This is a genomic window from Streptomyces sp. NPDC030799 (assembly GCF_055572255.1).
Map to the genome: position 1 here is coordinate 376,983 of NZ_JBVIDS010000003.1, position 13,615 is coordinate 390,597.

Here is a 13,615-nt window from a genome sequence, read left to right on the forward strand (position 1 = left end):
GCACTCGACCGGCGCGGGATGGCCGAGTGGGCCGGTGGTCCGTTCAGAGAGCGAGCGTGACCGCAGCGGCGGCGCCGCCGAGGCCGAGGGCCAAGGCCGCCTCCGTCCAGCCGCCCTCGCCCCAGCGGAAGAAGCGGTCGGCGGCCAGCCGGCCGGGACCTGTGGCTGCGACGGCCAGCGCGACGACGGCGATGCACACGCTGTATTCCACGCCGCCGTCCGTCTCCCACAGGCCGTGCGCGCCGGTGACCGTGGCCATCGCGTTGATCATGACGCCGATCAGGGCGGCAGCCGCCAGCGGCGTCAGCAGACCGAGCGCCAGGCCGAGGCCGCCTAGCAATTCGGACAGGCCGCCGATCGTGGCGAAGAGCTTTCCCGGGTGATAGCCCAGGGCCGCGAACCCCTTGCCGGTCCGGGTCAGGCCCGGGCCTCCGAAGAGCCCGAAGACTTTCTGAGCTCCATGGGCGGCCATGAGCAGACCGAAGGTCAGTCTGATCAGCAGCAGGCCGGCATCGGCGGCGGTCGTCCTGGAGGCGGTGGTGGGATGCGCTACCGGTTCCGTGGAACGAGCAGCACGGTTCAGGATGCGCTTGGTCAACATGGCAGATGCTCCGGTCGGAACGCCATGACGGGCGTTTCCCCCAGCTCGGGCGGATACCGAGCAACCGGTCGACGGGCGGGCCCCGCGCAGCGGCGCAGAGCCGGCCCTCCCTACGATCGTTGCGCCGAGGGCAGTGCCGTGCATCTGGGCGGTGGCCCGCCGGAGGCAGGCGGCCGGTGTCGCCCTCAGCGGTCCTGGGGCGTCCGGTCGTCATCCTCGGGGCCGCTCGGGCCGAGCCGCACACAGCATTCCCCGGGCTCGGGGGCGAGGACGGCGTGGACTCCGGTGACCTGAAGACCGTCGAGGTAGCCGCTCAGGAAGGCCTGGTTCATGCCGCACACCAGGTCGGGGGCCTTCGCTGCCAGCGGGTGGAAGGGGCAGTTGCGGAGCCGGAGCCGGGTGGGGCTCTCCCGGACCGGTTCGTAGCCGTACTGGTCCAGCAGCCGCTCGCACGCGGTCAGCCCGCGCTCGGGGCCCAGACGGCCCGGGCGGGTCTCCTCGCGTGCGGCCTCGCCCATCTGCCGGCCCCGCTGGTCGGCCGTGCGCATGGCCGCCTGCGTCGCGTTCTCGTCGGCGCCCTCGGTCAGGACGGCGTCCAGGAGAAGACCGGCCAGCAGTTCGTGGCGCCGCTCGGGGATGGTCACGGTGATCTGGGTGTCGGTGGCCTCGTACACCTTCGGCTGTCTGCCGACCTTGCGGATGCCGCCCGGTGATTCGTAGCGGGCGCGCAGCAGGCCGGCGTCGACGAGTTTGTCGAGGTGGAAGGCGGCGAGCTTGCGGGATATGCCGACGCTGGCGGCGGCCTCGTCGCGGGTGACGGCACGGCGGGCCCGCCGGATGAAGGTGAACATGCGCCTGCGCGAGTCCTCGTTCAGGACGCTCACGGAGTCGAGGGCGGTGTCGGCCGTGTCGGGCTGCGGAGTCGGGTGGGAAGCCACGAGACCACAGTAACTCCCACCTTGCTGGGCGCAACTGCCTTTTTGGCCCTCTGTTCTGCACGTCTTGACGTCTTACCCGAATAAGACCAACATTTATTGGTGAAACCCCTGGGAGGTTGCGATGGTCAATGAGCCACAGCTTCAGGCGAAGCGTCCGGTCAGCGCCTCGCTCGCCGGCCCGTACGGCCACCCGTTCCACCCGATCCTGGTGACCGTGCCGATCGGCGCCTGGGTGACCAGCCTGGTGTTCGACATCGCGTCCCACGCAGTGCACCGTCCGGGCTTCCTGACCCAGTCCTCGGAGTGGCTGATCGCGGTCGGGGTGATCGGTGCCCTGCTGGCAGCCATGGTCGGATTCCTCGACCTGTTCGCGATCCCCAGCGGCACCCCGGCCTTTCGCACCGCCCTGGTCCACATGACGCTGAACCTGCTGGTGACCGCCGCCTACGTCGTCAACTTCCTGTGGCGGTACGGCGACCACACCGGCGGTGGCAGCGTCGGCATCGGGCGGCTCGTCCTGTCCGCACTGAGCGTGGCAGCCCTGGGCGTCTCTGGATTCCTCGGCGGCAAGCTCGCCTACCGCTACGGCGTCCGGGTCGCCGACGAGAGCACCCAGGCCGAGGGATTCACCACCGACCGCGGCCCGGGGAACGCCCGCTCCGTCGCCTGACCCGGGCCGCGCACCCGCCACGGCGGCCGGTGCCCTCCGACCGCCTCCTACCCCGTCTTCAGCTGGGAGTTCCCATGGACATCGCCGCACTGATCACCTGGGTGGTCACCGCTCTGGGCGGCTTCTACATGCTCGGCACCTGGATCCAACGCGGTGGAATCCGGCAGCAGCAATCCGGCACCAGCCGCCTGCCCGCACCCGTCGTCTTCGGGCACTTCGCCCTGGCCGCGATCGGGCTGGTGGTGTGGATCATCTATGTCGTGGCCGACAAGGGCGCCCTGGCCTGGACGTCGTTCGGTCTGCTGCTGCCGGTCGCCCTGCTCGGATTCGTGATGCTCGCCCGCTGGATCCCCGTCTACCGCGACCGCGCCACGGCCGGGGCGGTACCGGCCGCCGCGACGGCCGCCGGAGCCGAAGGGGCCGTACCCGCCGAACGGCATTTCCCCCTCGCCGTGGTGCTGGCACACGGCCTGTTCGCCGTGGTCACCCTCGTCCTGGTCCTGCTCACCGCCCTGGGCATCGGAGGCAGCTGACATGAGCCCGCGGCCCGAGCACCGCACCACCGCCCGAATAGACCCGCCCGATGCGGAGGACGCGCCATCCGCACGGCCCGCGCTGCGGGTCGTCCACGAGCCCGACGGTATCGACCTGGCCGCCGCGGAGGCAGCGGCCGGCCAGTTCCTCACCGCACTGGGCATCTCCACCGCCTCGGAGAGCCTGCGCGGCACACCGGGGCGGATGGCCCGCGCGTACGCCGAACTGTTCAGCCCGCGCTCCTTCGACCTGACCACCTTCCCCAACGAGGAGGGCTACGACGAACTCGTCCTGGCCCGCCGCATTCCGGTCCGCTCCGTGTGCGAGCACCATCTGCTGCCGTTCGTCGGCACCGCCCACGTCGGCTACCTGCCCGGCGCCCGCATCCTGGGCCTGTCGAAGCTGGCCCGCGTCGTCGAGCACTTCGCCTGCCGGCCGCAGGTCCAGGAACGCCTGACCAAGCAGGTCGCCGACTGGCTGCAGACACACCTGGAGCCCAAAGGCGTCGGCGTGGTCATCGAGGCCGAGCACTCCTGCATGACGCTGCGCGGGGTGCAGGCCACCGGCTCCAGCACCATGACCTCCACCCTGCTCGGCCTGCTGCGGTCCGACGCCCGTTCGCGGAGCGAATTCCTGGCCCTGACCGGCGTGGCCTCATGACCGCGGGCCACCGCCGCCCCGCGCCGGGCCGTGGCGTGGAGAGCCGCGTCAGGCCTGTTCGCCGGCCGCCTTCGCGGCCTGCCCGCACCCCTTTGCCGCGGTGCCGCTCCAGGATGTGCAGCCCATGGCCGGCGGGCGTGGCCGAGCCCTCGGGAAGCAGCTCCGCGAAGTCGCGGTCGGACTTGCGTACGGCCTCTCCGGGTTCCTTGCTCCAGCAGGCGCTCCGCCTCTGTGGCGCCGAGCCCGGCCGCCGCTACAGCAGACCCACCGCAGGGACCGCGACGTTGAGGGGTCCCAGGCTGATGGGATCGGCCGGGCCGCCCAAGGCTCGGCCGGCGGACGCCCCCTCGGCACTGTCACCCGTGGGCGGCGCCGGGAACCGCGCGGAGCCGTGAGCCAGGGCGCCGATCGGAGCGGCGCCGAAACGAGAGGCGGCCGCCGACGCGTCGGCCGCGTGCACACCGAGGCCACCGACGGCGAGGAGAGTGACAGCCGCAATCCGGAAAGACTTGATCATTGCGCTCCTTCGAGGCGTTTCGTTGTCTCTTTGGCACGTTCTCCGGCACGACACTCGCCGATCCGAGGCGAGGATGGGCGTATCGACGCGCGGCCGGTCCATCGGCGATTCCGGCGGTGATCCCCGCCTTGCCCGTGCCACCTCCCCCGGCGCAGTCTGGTCCTATGAGCGCTCAGGACGGCCCCACGCTCATCACGTCCGTGCAGCGGGCCTTCCGTTTGCTGGAGGCGGTGAGCGCGCACGAGAACGGTGCGCCGGCGAAACAGCTGGCACGCGAGACCGGTCTGCCCCTGGCCACCGCGTATCACCTGCTGCGCACCCTGGTGCACGACGGATACGTGCGGAAACTGGACGACGGCGGCTTCGTCCTGGGCGACAGACTGAACTCCCTGCACTCGGCGGCCGGCACGCAGACCCTTCTCAGCCGCATCCGCCCGGCGCTCGCCGCCCTGCGGGACGAGCTGTGCACCGCCACCTACCTCACGTTCTACGAGGACGGTGAGATCAGGGTCGCCGAGATCGTCGACGGGCCCCGTGCCCCACGGGTCGATCTCTGGGTGGGGTTCGAGGACGCCGGACATGCCACCGCCCTGGGCAAGTCCGTGCTGCGTGAGCTGGACGAGGACGCCCGCCGGGACTATCTGTCGCGCCACCACCTACCCGACCTCACACCACGTACGGTCACCAGCCTTCCCGAGCTGCTGCGCAGGATCGCGTCGTCCCCCCTCGCCCCGGCGGTCACGGACCTGGAGGAGTACTCACTCGGCACCGTGTGCGTCGCCGTGCCCGTCTATCGTGGCGGCACGCTCGGCTCGCTCGGCGTCTCCCTGCCCGTGGAACGGCGGGACCAGATCGAGGAGATCCGGGCACGGCTGCTCCCGGTCGCGAGCCGTATCACCAGGAGCCTCTCGCTCACTATCTGAAATTCCGCTTCTTGTGGCAGCCACGCCGAGCCCGTTTTCCTTGACGAAAGGGACATTCCGGGTGTGCATCCCGTACAGGCGAGGACTGCGGAAGAAACATGAGTCAGGCCCGACACCATGGTGGCGACCAGGAGCCGAGTTTGTTCAGGAAGCGTGCAGCCGGCATCTGGGGATCGGTACGCCGGCGTGCCGCCGGTCAGCCGTCCCCCGGAACAGCCGTGCTGCCGGTCCTGGTCCTCGCCGTCGTCGTGCTCGTGGACATCTCCGGCGGGGCGGGCATGGTCTGGCTGCCGCTGCTGGCGGCCGGGCCCGCGCTGGCCGCCGCCACCAACGGGCCGCGCGGGGTGCTGTGTGCCGGTCTCCTCGCCACGGCGCTGGGCGCGGGGCTGGGTATCAGAAACGGCGTTCCCGCCGGTGAGCTGATGGCCGTACTGTCCGCGCTGCTGGCCGTCACGGCGGCCAGCGGCCTGGCCGGCGCGCTGCGCAGCCGGCGTGAGCGGGTCCTCGCAGCCGTCCGCTCGGTCGCCGAGGCCGCCCAGCACGCCGTACTCCAGCCCGTCCCGGAGACCGTCGGACCGTTCCGGGTGGCCGTCCGCTACAGCGCCGCGGCGGCGGAGGCCCGGATCGGCGGGGATCTGTACGCCCTGGTGCCCACCCCGCACGGTGTCAGGCTGATCGTCGGCGACGTGCGCGGCAAGGGGCTGCCCGCCGTGGGGACCGCCGCACTGGTGCTCGGGGTGTTCCGCGAGGCCGCCCATGACGAGCCCGACCTGCTCGCCGTCGTCGGCAGGATCGAGCGGAGCCTCGCCCGCAACCTCGGCCCCGACGACTTCGTCACCGCCGTGGTCGCCGGATGGCCCCGGCCCGGACAGCTGGAGGTCGTCAACTGCGGACACGCGCCTCCGCTGCTGATATCCGCGTCCGGAGAGGTCAGGGCGGTGGAGCCGGCCCACCCCGCGCCGCCTCTCGGGCTGCGTGCCCTCTCGGGCCAGGCCCCTCGTCTGCAGCGGCTGCCCTTCGCGGTGGGAGAGCAGCTGCTGCTCTACACCGACGGGGTCACCGAGGCCCGCGATCAGGCGCGCGAGTTCTATCCGCTCGCCGAAGGGCTGGCCCGCCATGTCTCCGACGAGCCGGCCCGCACACTCACCGCGCTGCACGACGAGCTGCTGGCGCATGTGGGCGGCCGCCTGCACGACGACGCCGCCCTGCTCCTGCTCCGCAGGCAGACCGCGGACAGCGAAACGGCCTTCCTGCCGTCTCCGGTGGAGGCCACGCTCTAGACCGCGACGAGATCGGCCCATCGGGTGACCCCGCCCGGGTGGACGCGTATGCCGTGGCGGGTCGCCAGGGCGTGGATGATCGTCTCGCCCCGGCCGTGCTCGTCCGGGTCGTCGGCACGGGCCCCGCCCACCGGGAACGCAGCCCCCGCGTCGGTGACCTCGACGCGCAGGGTGCAGGCGCCGTCGTCGGGTATCCAGGACAACCGGAGAACGGCCGGGGGGCGGGCGTGCAGGAGCGCGTTGGTGACCAGCTCCGACACCACGAGCAGAGAGTCCTCGACCAGCTCCGGGAACACCCTCCAGTCGGCGAGGACCGCCGCAACACGCCGGCGTACGGCCGAGACGGCGCCGGCGACGGGAGGCACCGGACACACGTGTTCGCAAGCCGCCCGAAGCAGCGTGTTGAGCTGAGCCGTCATGGTCTCTCCCCATGGTGTGTGCTGCCGGTCCGACGCTGTGTCCTCACGCATACCGGCTTCGCAGCAAACTATGAAGACAAATCCGGCCCGTCAATGAACAGCGGTCGGCATTGCCGAACGGCTTTGCTCACCTGCGACCCCCGAGCGCCGTCCGCCCGCGGAGCGAAGCACCCGCGGCGGTAATAGGCTCGGCTCATGGCCGGCCCAGTCCAGTCGATCGAACGGGCGGCGGCGATCCTGCGCCTGCTCGCCGGTGGGCCCCGCCGACTCGGGCTCGGCGAGGTGGCGGCCTCGCTCGGGCTGGCGAAGGGCACCGCCCACGGCATCCTGCGCACCCTGCAGCACGTGGACTTCGTCGAGCAGGACGCGGCGACCGGGAAATACCAGCTCGGAGCCGCCCTGCTGCACCTGGGCACCAGCTACCTGGACGTCAACGAACTCCGCTCGCGCTCCCTGAACTGGGCCGATGCCCTCGCCGCCCGCAGCGGGGAGGCGGTACGCCTGGGCACCCCGCTGGAGGGCAGCGTGCTCATCGTCCACCATGTGTTCCGGCCGGACGACACCTTCCAGACCCTGGACGTGGGCTCGCTGCTGCCCCTGCACGCCTCCTCGCTGGGCAAGGTACTGCTGGCGTTCGGGACCGCGACGATCGAGCCCGGCGACAGGCCTGGCCTGGAGGCGTACACCCGCCACACGCTGGTGGACCGCGAGCGGCTCACCCGGGCACTCGCCGAGGTGCGGGAACTCGGCTGGGGCGCCGAGATCCAGGAGATGAGCATGGGCGAGGCCGGGCTCGCCGCGCCGATCCGCGGCCACGGCGGCCTCGTCGTCGGCGCCATCGGCCTGTCCGGGCCGGTCGAGCGGATCTGCGACAGCCAGGGCCGTCCCCGCCCGAGCCTGGTCACCCTGATCCGTGAAGCGGCGCGCGCGATCTCCAGAGACCTGGGAGCCGCCCGCTGGTAGGCCAGGACAGCCGCCCCTTATCCATCGGAAGGCAGACCCGATCATGGCTGAACGGTATGTAATGTCCATCGATCAGGGCACCAACTCGACCCGATGCATTCTCTTCGACCACCGCGGGCGGCTGGTCTCGGTCGCGCAGAAGGAGCACCAGCAGCACTTCCCCCGGCCCGGCTGGGTCGAGCACGACGCCGTCGAGATCTGGCAGAACCTACGACGCGTCGTGCCGGAGGCCCTGTCCGACGCCGGGGTCGGCACGGGACAGGTCGCCGCCGTCGGCCTGGCCAACCAGCGCGAGACCACCGTGCTCTGGGACCGGCGTACCGGCGCACCGCTGGGCCGGGCGATCGTATGGCAGGACACGCGTACGGCGCCGCTCGTCGAGGAGCTCAGAAAGGACCCCGGTGAGGAGTTCTTCCTGCAACGGTGCTGTCTGCCGCCCTCGACCTATTTCTCGGCGCTGCGGATCCGCTGGCTGTTCGACCACATCAAGGGTCTGCAGCAGCGCGCCGTAGACGGGGAGGTGCTGTTCGGGACGATGGAGAGCTGGCTGATCTGGAACCTCACCGGAGGCACCGACGGTGGCCTGCACATCACCGACGCCACCAACGCCAGCCGCACGATGCTGATGAACATCCACACGCTCGCCTGGGACGAAGAGCTGCTGGCCTTCTTCGGCGTCCCCCGCTCGATGCTGCCCGAGATCAGGTCGTCTGCCGAGACGTACGGCGACGCCCGCTCGCTGCTGCCGGGCGTCTCCCTCACCGCCGCCCTCGGCGACCAGCAGGCCGCGCTCTTCGGCCAGACCTGCTTCTCGCCGGGCGAAGCGAAATGCACCTACGGAACGGGGAGCTTCCTGCTGCTGAACACCGGGGGCGACGTCGTGCGGTCCCGGCACGGGCTCCTCACCACCGTCGCCTACAAGATCGGGAACCAGCGGCCGGCGTACGCCCTGGAAGGGTCCATAGCCGTCACCGGCGCACTCGTCCAGTGGTTCCGTGACCGCCTGGGCCTGATCAGCAGCGCCCCGGAGATCGAGACCCTGGCGCGGACGGTGGAGGACAACGGCGGCTGTTACATCGTCCCCGCCTTCTCGGGCCTGTTCGCACCCCGCTGGCGCAGTGACGCACGCGGGGTCATCGTGGGCCTCACCTCGTACATCACCAAGGGGCACCTGGCGCGCGCCGTCCTGGAGGCCACCGGGTGGCAGACCCGCGAGGTCGTCGACGCCATGAACGCCGACTCCTCGGTCTCCCTGCAGCAACTGAAGGTGGACGGGGGCATGACCGCGGACAACCTGCTCATGCAATTCGTGGCCGACGTCCTCGACGTGCCCGTGGTGCGGCCCCTGGTCGCCGAGACGGTCTCCCTCGGCGCCGCCTACGCGGCCGGCCTCGCTTCCGGCTACTGGCCGGACCTGGAAGTGCTGCGCCGCAACTGGCACCGGGCGGCGCAGTGGTTGCCCGCCATGGATCCCCGACTGCGGGAGGCGGAGTACGACAACTGGCAGCGGGCGGTGGAACGCTCCCTGGGGTGGGCCCGGACATCGCGCTCAGCCGAGCCGCGCCCACCCAAGTGACGTATTTCGCGCCTTACTTCAGGTAGGACTTGCGCACCGGGTGCCATTATGTGATCAAATCTACCGATGCGTACCCCCCACATAAAGACGCATCATGCTGCTCAGTCGGACGGGCCTCCCGCCGAAGAGGTTCCACCCCGCCGGAATCCGTACGACGAACTGGCCTCGCTGGCAGACCATCCGCTGGACGACTTCCTCACCGAGGACAGCGCGCCGGCCCGGCAGGAGGACGACGCCGAGGAGCCCTGGGCACCACCCAACCACCGGCGCGGCAGCCGCCGTCGCAACCGCGCCACGGGCCTGCCCACGGTGGTCCGGGGCCTCGCCTGGGTCGTCACCCTCGCCTGCCTCGTCACCCTTGCCGACCGCTGGGCATTGCTGTACGCCGAGTACAGGGCCTCAGAACAGCTGAAGGACAAACTGCACCTCGCAGCCGCCCCCGAGGTACGGATCGGCGGCTTTCCCTTCCTCACGCAACTGGCCGCACAACGCCTGGACTCGGTCCGGGTGACCGTCCCCGGCATCCCGGCCCACCGGGTCACCCTCACCCAGGTCACCGCCACCGCACACGACATACGCATCGACGGCGACGGACCCACCGCGGTGCGCGGCGCACTCGTCCGGCAGGTGCGCGGTCAGGTCCTGCTGTCCTTCGCCGACATGAACCGCGAACTCGGCGCCTCCCAGGTGGCTTTCACGGCGCACGGACCGGAAGGCGTCCAGGCCCGCGGCTCCCTGCACATGGCGGGCCGTGACCTGAGCGTACGGGCCGACGCGCGCATCCGGCGCAACGGGGACCGCGGCATCGCCACCTCCGTGGACGGCATCCGGCTCGACATCGACGGCCTCGCGACCTACCGGCCCGGCACCAGGCCCGCCGAGGGGCTCCACCTGACCCCCGCATCGGCGAGACGTCTCACCCGGGAGGCGGAGAAGATCAAGGCCTTCCTGGCGCTCCCCGAGATCGTGCACCGCCTCGGTGTCCCCGACAGCGCGGTGCGCGCCGCGCTCCACGACGAGGACAAACTCCATCGACTCACCGGCGCCCCGCGCTTTTTGCACCGGCTGACCCGCATCAACCTCGTGGACGCCGCTCTCGCCCACCCGGAACTCCTCACCAGGCTGGGCCTCGACCCGTCCCTGCTCACCGCGCTGACCAAGCTCACCCGCCCCCAGATCGCCGACCGCTTCTCCTTCGCCTTCCAGCTCCCGAAGCCACCCGGAGGCTCCCTGCGTCTGCAGCGCGTGACGGTGGACAGGGACGGCATCCGCGCCGAGGTGTCGGGAACGGGACTGCTCCTGGGCCGCTGAACCGGCGACGCGGCCTGTTCGTCTGCTTCGGCGTCGCCTGCATCGGCATGTGGGCTGCGATGTCACCGCTCCTGGCCATCGGCCCCTTCGCCGGTCGCTGTCCGTTCGGCGGGGTGCACGGGGAACGGGCTCGGCATGTGGGCGGCCGAGCCTTGCTGAAGATGGTGCTGTGGCTTCCGACGCTCTTCGGCCAGGAAGTGGGCCGGCAGGGCTACCTCTTCCCGCGCCCGGCACGGGACGGTGAGCGACAGCAAAACGACTGGCGCAAGAACCCACGACCACATCTCGTCCGGCCACACCCGAACGGTGACGGCGTGGCGGCGTTCCCGATCAGGGCGGTCGGCTTACATGGGGGGAGGAAGGAGATCCGCATGCCACAACAGGGACCCGCCAAGCAGCCCACGTCCGAGCTGGACGCCCGCTACAGTTCCGCGCTCAATCCCCGGCCGGGTGCCGCGGACGTCACCGCCACAGAATGGGCCGAGGCCGAACGGCAGATGAGGGCCGCCGAGATCTTCTGGGTGTCCACGGTGCGCGCGGACGGCCGGCTGCATGTCACGCCCGTGATCGCCGCCTGGCACGACGGGGTGCTGTACTTCTCCACCGGCAAGGGGGAGCAGAAGGCGAAGAACCTCGCTCATGACAGCCACTGCGCGCTGACCACCGGCGGGAACTCGCTCGGCGAAGGGCTCGACCTGGTGGTGGAGGGCAGGGCCGAGCCGGTTGCCGATCCGGCCGTGCTGGACGAGGTCATCGCGGCATATGAGGCGAAGTACGGGCCGCACATCACCTCGCCCGAGGGCACCTTCCACGGCATCGGGGATGCGTTCCGAAGGGGGGACGTGGTGGTGTTCGCGGTGGCTCCCGAGACGGCGTACGGCTTCGGCCGGCGCGAGGGGGTCTACACCCATACGCGCTGGACGTTCTGAGCGGCGGCGGTCTTCGGCACGCTGTACCGCGCCGTCGTCGTCCGGCCGAAGTCCTCGTCCGGTCGAAGTCCTCGCCTGGCCCAAATCCTCGCGCGGCACGGCGTCGTCTGCGAATGGCCGACGGTGACGGCGCCGTGGGGCCGGGGAACTGGTAGCTCCTTGAGGGACAGCGGACGCCGAGGGAAGGATGGTCATGGCCACCACCGTGGACGGAACCAGGGACCACACCGCGCCGCCGAGCCTTCAGCTGCCCGGGATCGTCCTCGGGGTGGGGCTGGGCGGGTTCGTCGACGGCATTCTGCTGCATCAGCTGCTGCAGTGGCACCACATGCTCACCAGCACCAATCACGACCACATCGGTGTGAAGTACTACGACCCGCACACCGTCTCCGGGCTGGAGATGAACACCGTGTGGGACGGAATCTTCCACACCGTGTGCTGGATCGCTGTGCTCACCGGCCTCGCGATCCTCTACGCGCGGGTGACGACCGGCAGGCGCCGCGTGTGGGCCTCGCGGGTCCTGTGGGGCTGGATTCTTGCCGGTTGGGGCCTGTTCAACCTCGTCGAAGGCATTCTGGACCACCAGATCCTGGGCATCCACCACGTCCACGGCGGGCCGTACCAGCTCTGGTGGGACATGGGCTTCCTCGCCCTCGGAGCGCTGCTGGTCGGCGGCGGCCGGCTGCTCCAGCGTGGTGCACGGCCCTTCGATCCGCAGGCCGCCGGCACCGGGCGGGCAGGCCGAGCCGGCTGATGGGCGACGACAGCGGCCACATGCATCACCCGCAGGGCAGCGGTGCGGCAGACGTACTGGTGCCGTTGCTGGGCCTGCTGGTGTGTGCGGTCCTCTATCTCCTCCTGGTCCACCGGGCGCGCCGCCGCAACCCGGTACGGGGCTGGAGCTGCTGGCGCGCCGTCAGTTTCGTCACGGGTCTCGCCCTGGCGTCCATCGCCCTGCTGCCGCCCCTCGCGCCCCTGGCCCACAGCGACTTCCGCGGTCACATGGCCCAGCACCTGCTCATCGGCATGTACGCCCCGCTCGCCCTCGTACTCGGCGCCCCGGTGACGCTCCTGCTGCGCGCCCTGCCCGCACCGCGCGCCCGCGGCCTCACCGTGTTCCTGCACAGTCGTCCGGCCCGTCTCCTCACCCATCCGGTGCCGGCCCTGCTGCTGTCCACCGGCAGTCTCGCGGTCGTGTACTTCACGCCGCTCTACAACACCGCCATGGCCCATCCTGCCGGGCACTGGCTGCTGCACGCGCACTTCCTGCTGTCGGGCTGTCTGTTCGCCCACGTCATCGCGGGTCCGGACCCCGCTCCGGCCCGCCCCGGCGTACGGGCCCGGCTGGTCTGCCTCGGCTGTGCCATCGCCGCGCACGCGGTCATCGCGCAGTTGATGTACGGCGGATTCTGGATAGACATCCGCGCTCCCATCCCTCAGGTCCAGGGCGGTGCGGAGATCATGTACTACGGCGGTGACATCGCCGAACTCCTCCTCGCGGCCGCCCTCGTCGCCACCTGGCGCCCGGAGCGCGGTTCCCGTCAGGCAGCGAGGACGTCAGCGGCGCCGGTGTACGGGGCAGTGCGGGACTGACGAACCCCCTCGGGGCCACTAGGCGGGAAGGCAGGGTGGTCAGCGGACCGCCGGCCGGTGGCTGGGGGCCGGCTGCGGGGCGTGCTGTCCGGTGCGCAGCGACAACGGTCCCGTCCCGGGAACGGCCCCGTCCCAGGGTGCAGCTCTTCAGGTGCGCAGGTGGCGGGCGGCGTGCCGGGGTGGCCACGATCGGCACCGGGCGCCCCCGTTCCGCCCCGGGCGTGCCGGATCATTCAGGGTGGGCCACTGCGTCCCTCTGCAGCTGTACGGACGCCAGGAGGCTCAGCGAGGGCTCGGCCTGGCGCAGCGCCCTGACCGCCGCGACGGAGGCGATGTCCCCGGTGAAGCCGACGGCGTCCAGCCGGGAACGGACCCAGCGGGCGCGCAGCTGCGGGTCGGTCGCGGCGGCCGTGGATTCGACCAGCGCGGCGGCGCGCTCCAGGCCTGGGCGCTCTTCGGGGGACGCCTCGCTCAGCGCCTGCCGCAGGGTCGCCGCGACCAGGTCGGAGTCCCGGATGAGCAGTACGGCGTCGTGTTTCTTGGTCAGCCCCGTGAATGCTTTCATGTCGATCACTGTGCCGGTCGCCTTCCCGGTCCGCCAAATGACTTGAGGAACCTCAGAGGGAGCACCTCTCCACCGAGTGGGTGCCTTCCGGCCTGCCGGGCGGTGTCCTGCCACCGCCGGCTGTGTCCGCCTTCTA

The 13,615-nt window shown here is 71.1% G+C and carries 16 protein-coding genes; 11 read left to right on the plus strand and 5 right to left on the minus strand.

The features are described from left to right. Positions 1–43 precede the first annotated feature (43 nt). Both ACZ41I_RS09225 and ACZ41I_RS09230 read right to left on the minus strand, forming a co-directional pair. Positions 44–601 carry a DoxX family protein gene (locus tag ACZ41I_RS09225; RefSeq protein WP_468513664.1) on the minus strand — a complete coding sequence of 186 codons (558 nt, stop codon included), beginning with the start codon at positions 599–601 and terminating at the stop codon, positions 44–46. Between the two features lie 185 nt (positions 602–786). Further along, positions 787–1,539, minus strand: a complete 753-nt coding sequence (locus ACZ41I_RS09230; protein WP_468513665.1) for a helix-turn-helix transcriptional regulator — start codon at positions 1,537–1,539, stop codon at positions 787–789. Positions 1,540–1,660: 121 nt separating this feature from the next. Between ACZ41I_RS09230 and ACZ41I_RS09235 the strand changes: the two genes are divergently transcribed. The 3 genes from ACZ41I_RS09235 to folE all read left to right on the plus strand — a co-directional run bounded on the left by ACZ41I_RS09235 (position 1,661) and on the right by folE (position 3,403). Beyond that, on the plus strand, positions 1,661–2,209 hold the full coding sequence (locus ACZ41I_RS09235; protein ID WP_399769278.1) for a DUF2231 domain-containing protein: 549 nt from the start codon (positions 1,661–1,663) through the stop codon (positions 2,207–2,209). A 74-nt stretch (positions 2,210–2,283) separates the two neighbouring features. Further along, on the plus strand, positions 2,284–2,742 hold the full coding sequence (locus ACZ41I_RS09240) for a hypothetical protein (protein ID WP_363218301.1): 459 nt from the start codon (positions 2,284–2,286) through the stop codon (positions 2,740–2,742). A gap of 1 nt (position 2,743) precedes the next feature. Continuing rightward, positions 2,744–3,403, plus strand: coding sequence for a GTP cyclohydrolase I FolE (gene folE / locus ACZ41I_RS09245; protein ID WP_468513666.1), 660 nt, complete (start codon positions 2,744–2,746; stop codon positions 3,401–3,403). Between the two features lie 253 nt (positions 3,404–3,656). On the opposite strand, the gene ACZ41I_RS09250 is transcribed toward folE, so the two are convergent. Further along, positions 3,657–3,920 (minus strand): hypothetical protein, encoded by a 264-nt coding sequence (locus ACZ41I_RS09250; RefSeq protein WP_468513667.1) that lies wholly within the window; start codon positions 3,918–3,920, stop codon positions 3,657–3,659. Positions 3,921–4,084: 164 nt separating this feature from the next. On the opposite strand from ACZ41I_RS09250, the gene ACZ41I_RS09255 reads away from it, so the two are divergent. Together ACZ41I_RS09255 and ACZ41I_RS09260 are read left to right on the plus strand one after the other, a co-directional pair. After that, the gene (locus tag ACZ41I_RS09255; protein WP_363218298.1) at positions 4,085–4,843 is read left to right on the plus strand and encodes an IclR family transcriptional regulator; all 759 of its coding nucleotides are present in this window, start codon (positions 4,085–4,087) and stop codon (positions 4,841–4,843) included. A gap of 98 nt (positions 4,844–4,941) precedes the next feature. Beyond that, positions 4,942–6,123: a PP2C family protein-serine/threonine phosphatase gene (locus ACZ41I_RS09260; RefSeq protein WP_468513668.1), complete on the plus strand. Its 1,182-nt coding sequence runs from the start codon at positions 4,942–4,944 to the stop codon at positions 6,121–6,123. Here ACZ41I_RS09260 and ACZ41I_RS09265 read toward each other — a convergent pair. After that, on the minus strand, positions 6,120–6,542 hold the full coding sequence (locus tag ACZ41I_RS09265; RefSeq protein ID WP_399769285.1) for an ATP-binding protein: 423 nt from the start codon (positions 6,540–6,542) through the stop codon (positions 6,120–6,122). The genes ACZ41I_RS09260 and ACZ41I_RS09265 overlap by 4 nt on opposite strands. Before the next feature lie 195 nt (positions 6,543–6,737). Here ACZ41I_RS09265 and ACZ41I_RS09270 point away from each other — a divergent pair, with 195 nt between their 5' ends. The 6 genes from ACZ41I_RS09270 to ACZ41I_RS09295 all read left to right on the plus strand — a co-directional run bounded on the left by ACZ41I_RS09270 (position 6,738) and on the right by ACZ41I_RS09295 (position 12,914). After that, entirely contained in the window at positions 6,738–7,505 is a 768-nt protein-coding gene (locus tag ACZ41I_RS09270) for an IclR family transcriptional regulator (protein ID WP_363218296.1), read from the plus strand. A gap of 43 nt (positions 7,506–7,548) precedes the next feature. After that, a complete protein-coding gene (gene glpK / locus ACZ41I_RS09275; protein ID WP_468513669.1) occupies positions 7,549–9,081 on the plus strand; it encodes a glycerol kinase GlpK in 1,533 nt (510 codons plus the stop codon). Positions 9,082–9,147: 66 nt separating this feature from the next. Beyond that, positions 9,148–10,392 carry an LmeA family phospholipid-binding protein gene (locus ACZ41I_RS09280; RefSeq protein WP_468513670.1) on the plus strand — a complete coding sequence of 415 codons (1,245 nt, stop codon included), beginning with the start codon at positions 9,148–9,150 and terminating at the stop codon, positions 10,390–10,392. A gap of 371 nt (positions 10,393–10,763) precedes the next feature. Next, entirely contained in the window at positions 10,764–11,321 is a 558-nt protein-coding gene (locus tag ACZ41I_RS09285) for a pyridoxamine 5'-phosphate oxidase family protein (protein WP_468513671.1), read from the plus strand. A 193-nt stretch (positions 11,322–11,514) separates the two neighbouring features. After that, on the plus strand, positions 11,515–12,075 hold the full coding sequence (locus tag ACZ41I_RS09290; RefSeq protein ID WP_399769292.1) for a DUF2243 domain-containing protein: 561 nt from the start codon (positions 11,515–11,517) through the stop codon (positions 12,073–12,075). Continuing rightward, a complete protein-coding gene (locus ACZ41I_RS09295; RefSeq protein WP_468513672.1) occupies positions 12,075–12,914 on the plus strand; it encodes a cytochrome c oxidase assembly protein in 840 nt (279 codons plus the stop codon). The genes ACZ41I_RS09290 and ACZ41I_RS09295 overlap by 1 nt, the downstream gene beginning before the upstream one ends. 229 nt (positions 12,915–13,143) lie before the next feature. Here ACZ41I_RS09295 and ACZ41I_RS09300 read toward each other — a convergent pair whose 3' ends face one another. Continuing rightward, positions 13,144–13,479, minus strand: coding sequence for a hypothetical protein (locus ACZ41I_RS09300; protein ID WP_399769296.1), 336 nt, complete (start codon positions 13,477–13,479; stop codon positions 13,144–13,146). Positions 13,480–13,615 lie beyond the last annotated feature (136 nt).

Excerpts from the sequence above, each read along its gene's own strand:
- ACZ41I_RS09225 (WP_468513664.1), bottom strand. The coding sequence starts at position 601 with ATGTTGACCAAGCGCATCCTGAACCGTGCTGCTCGTTCCACGGAACCG.
- ACZ41I_RS09235 (WP_399769278.1), top strand. The coding sequence starts at position 1,661 with ATGGTCAATGAGCCACAGCTTCAGGCGAAGCGTCCGGTCAGCGCCTCG.
- ACZ41I_RS09240 (WP_363218301.1), top strand. The coding sequence starts at position 2,284 with ATGGACATCGCCGCACTGATCACCTGGGTGGTCACCGCTCTGGGCGGC.
- folE (WP_468513666.1), top strand. The coding sequence starts at position 2,744 with ATGAGCCCGCGGCCCGAGCACCGCACCACCGCCCGAATAGACCCGCCC.
- ACZ41I_RS09250 (WP_468513667.1), bottom strand. The coding sequence starts at position 3,920 with ATGATCAAGTCTTTCCGGATTGCGGCTGTCACTCTCCTCGCCGTCGGT.
- ACZ41I_RS09255 (WP_363218298.1), top strand. The coding sequence starts at position 4,085 with ATGAGCGCTCAGGACGGCCCCACGCTCATCACGTCCGTGCAGCGGGCC.
- ACZ41I_RS09260 (WP_468513668.1), top strand. The coding sequence starts at position 4,942 with ATGAGTCAGGCCCGACACCATGGTGGCGACCAGGAGCCGAGTTTGTTC.
- ACZ41I_RS09265 (WP_399769285.1), bottom strand. The coding sequence starts at position 6,542 with ATGACGGCTCAGCTCAACACGCTGCTTCGGGCGGCTTGCGAACACGTG.
- ACZ41I_RS09270 (WP_363218296.1), top strand. The coding sequence starts at position 6,738 with ATGGCCGGCCCAGTCCAGTCGATCGAACGGGCGGCGGCGATCCTGCGC.
- glpK (WP_468513669.1), top strand. The coding sequence starts at position 7,549 with ATGGCTGAACGGTATGTAATGTCCATCGATCAGGGCACCAACTCGACC.
- ACZ41I_RS09280 (WP_468513670.1), top strand. The coding sequence starts at position 9,148 with ATGCGTACCCCCCACATAAAGACGCATCATGCTGCTCAGTCGGACGGG.
- ACZ41I_RS09285 (WP_468513671.1), top strand. The coding sequence starts at position 10,764 with ATGCCACAACAGGGACCCGCCAAGCAGCCCACGTCCGAGCTGGACGCC.
- ACZ41I_RS09290 (WP_399769292.1), top strand. The coding sequence starts at position 11,515 with ATGGCCACCACCGTGGACGGAACCAGGGACCACACCGCGCCGCCGAGC.
- ACZ41I_RS09295 (WP_468513672.1), top strand. The coding sequence starts at position 12,075 with ATGGGCGACGACAGCGGCCACATGCATCACCCGCAGGGCAGCGGTGCG.
- ACZ41I_RS09300 (WP_399769296.1), bottom strand. The coding sequence starts at position 13,479 with ATGAAAGCATTCACGGGGCTGACCAAGAAACACGACGCCGTACTGCTC.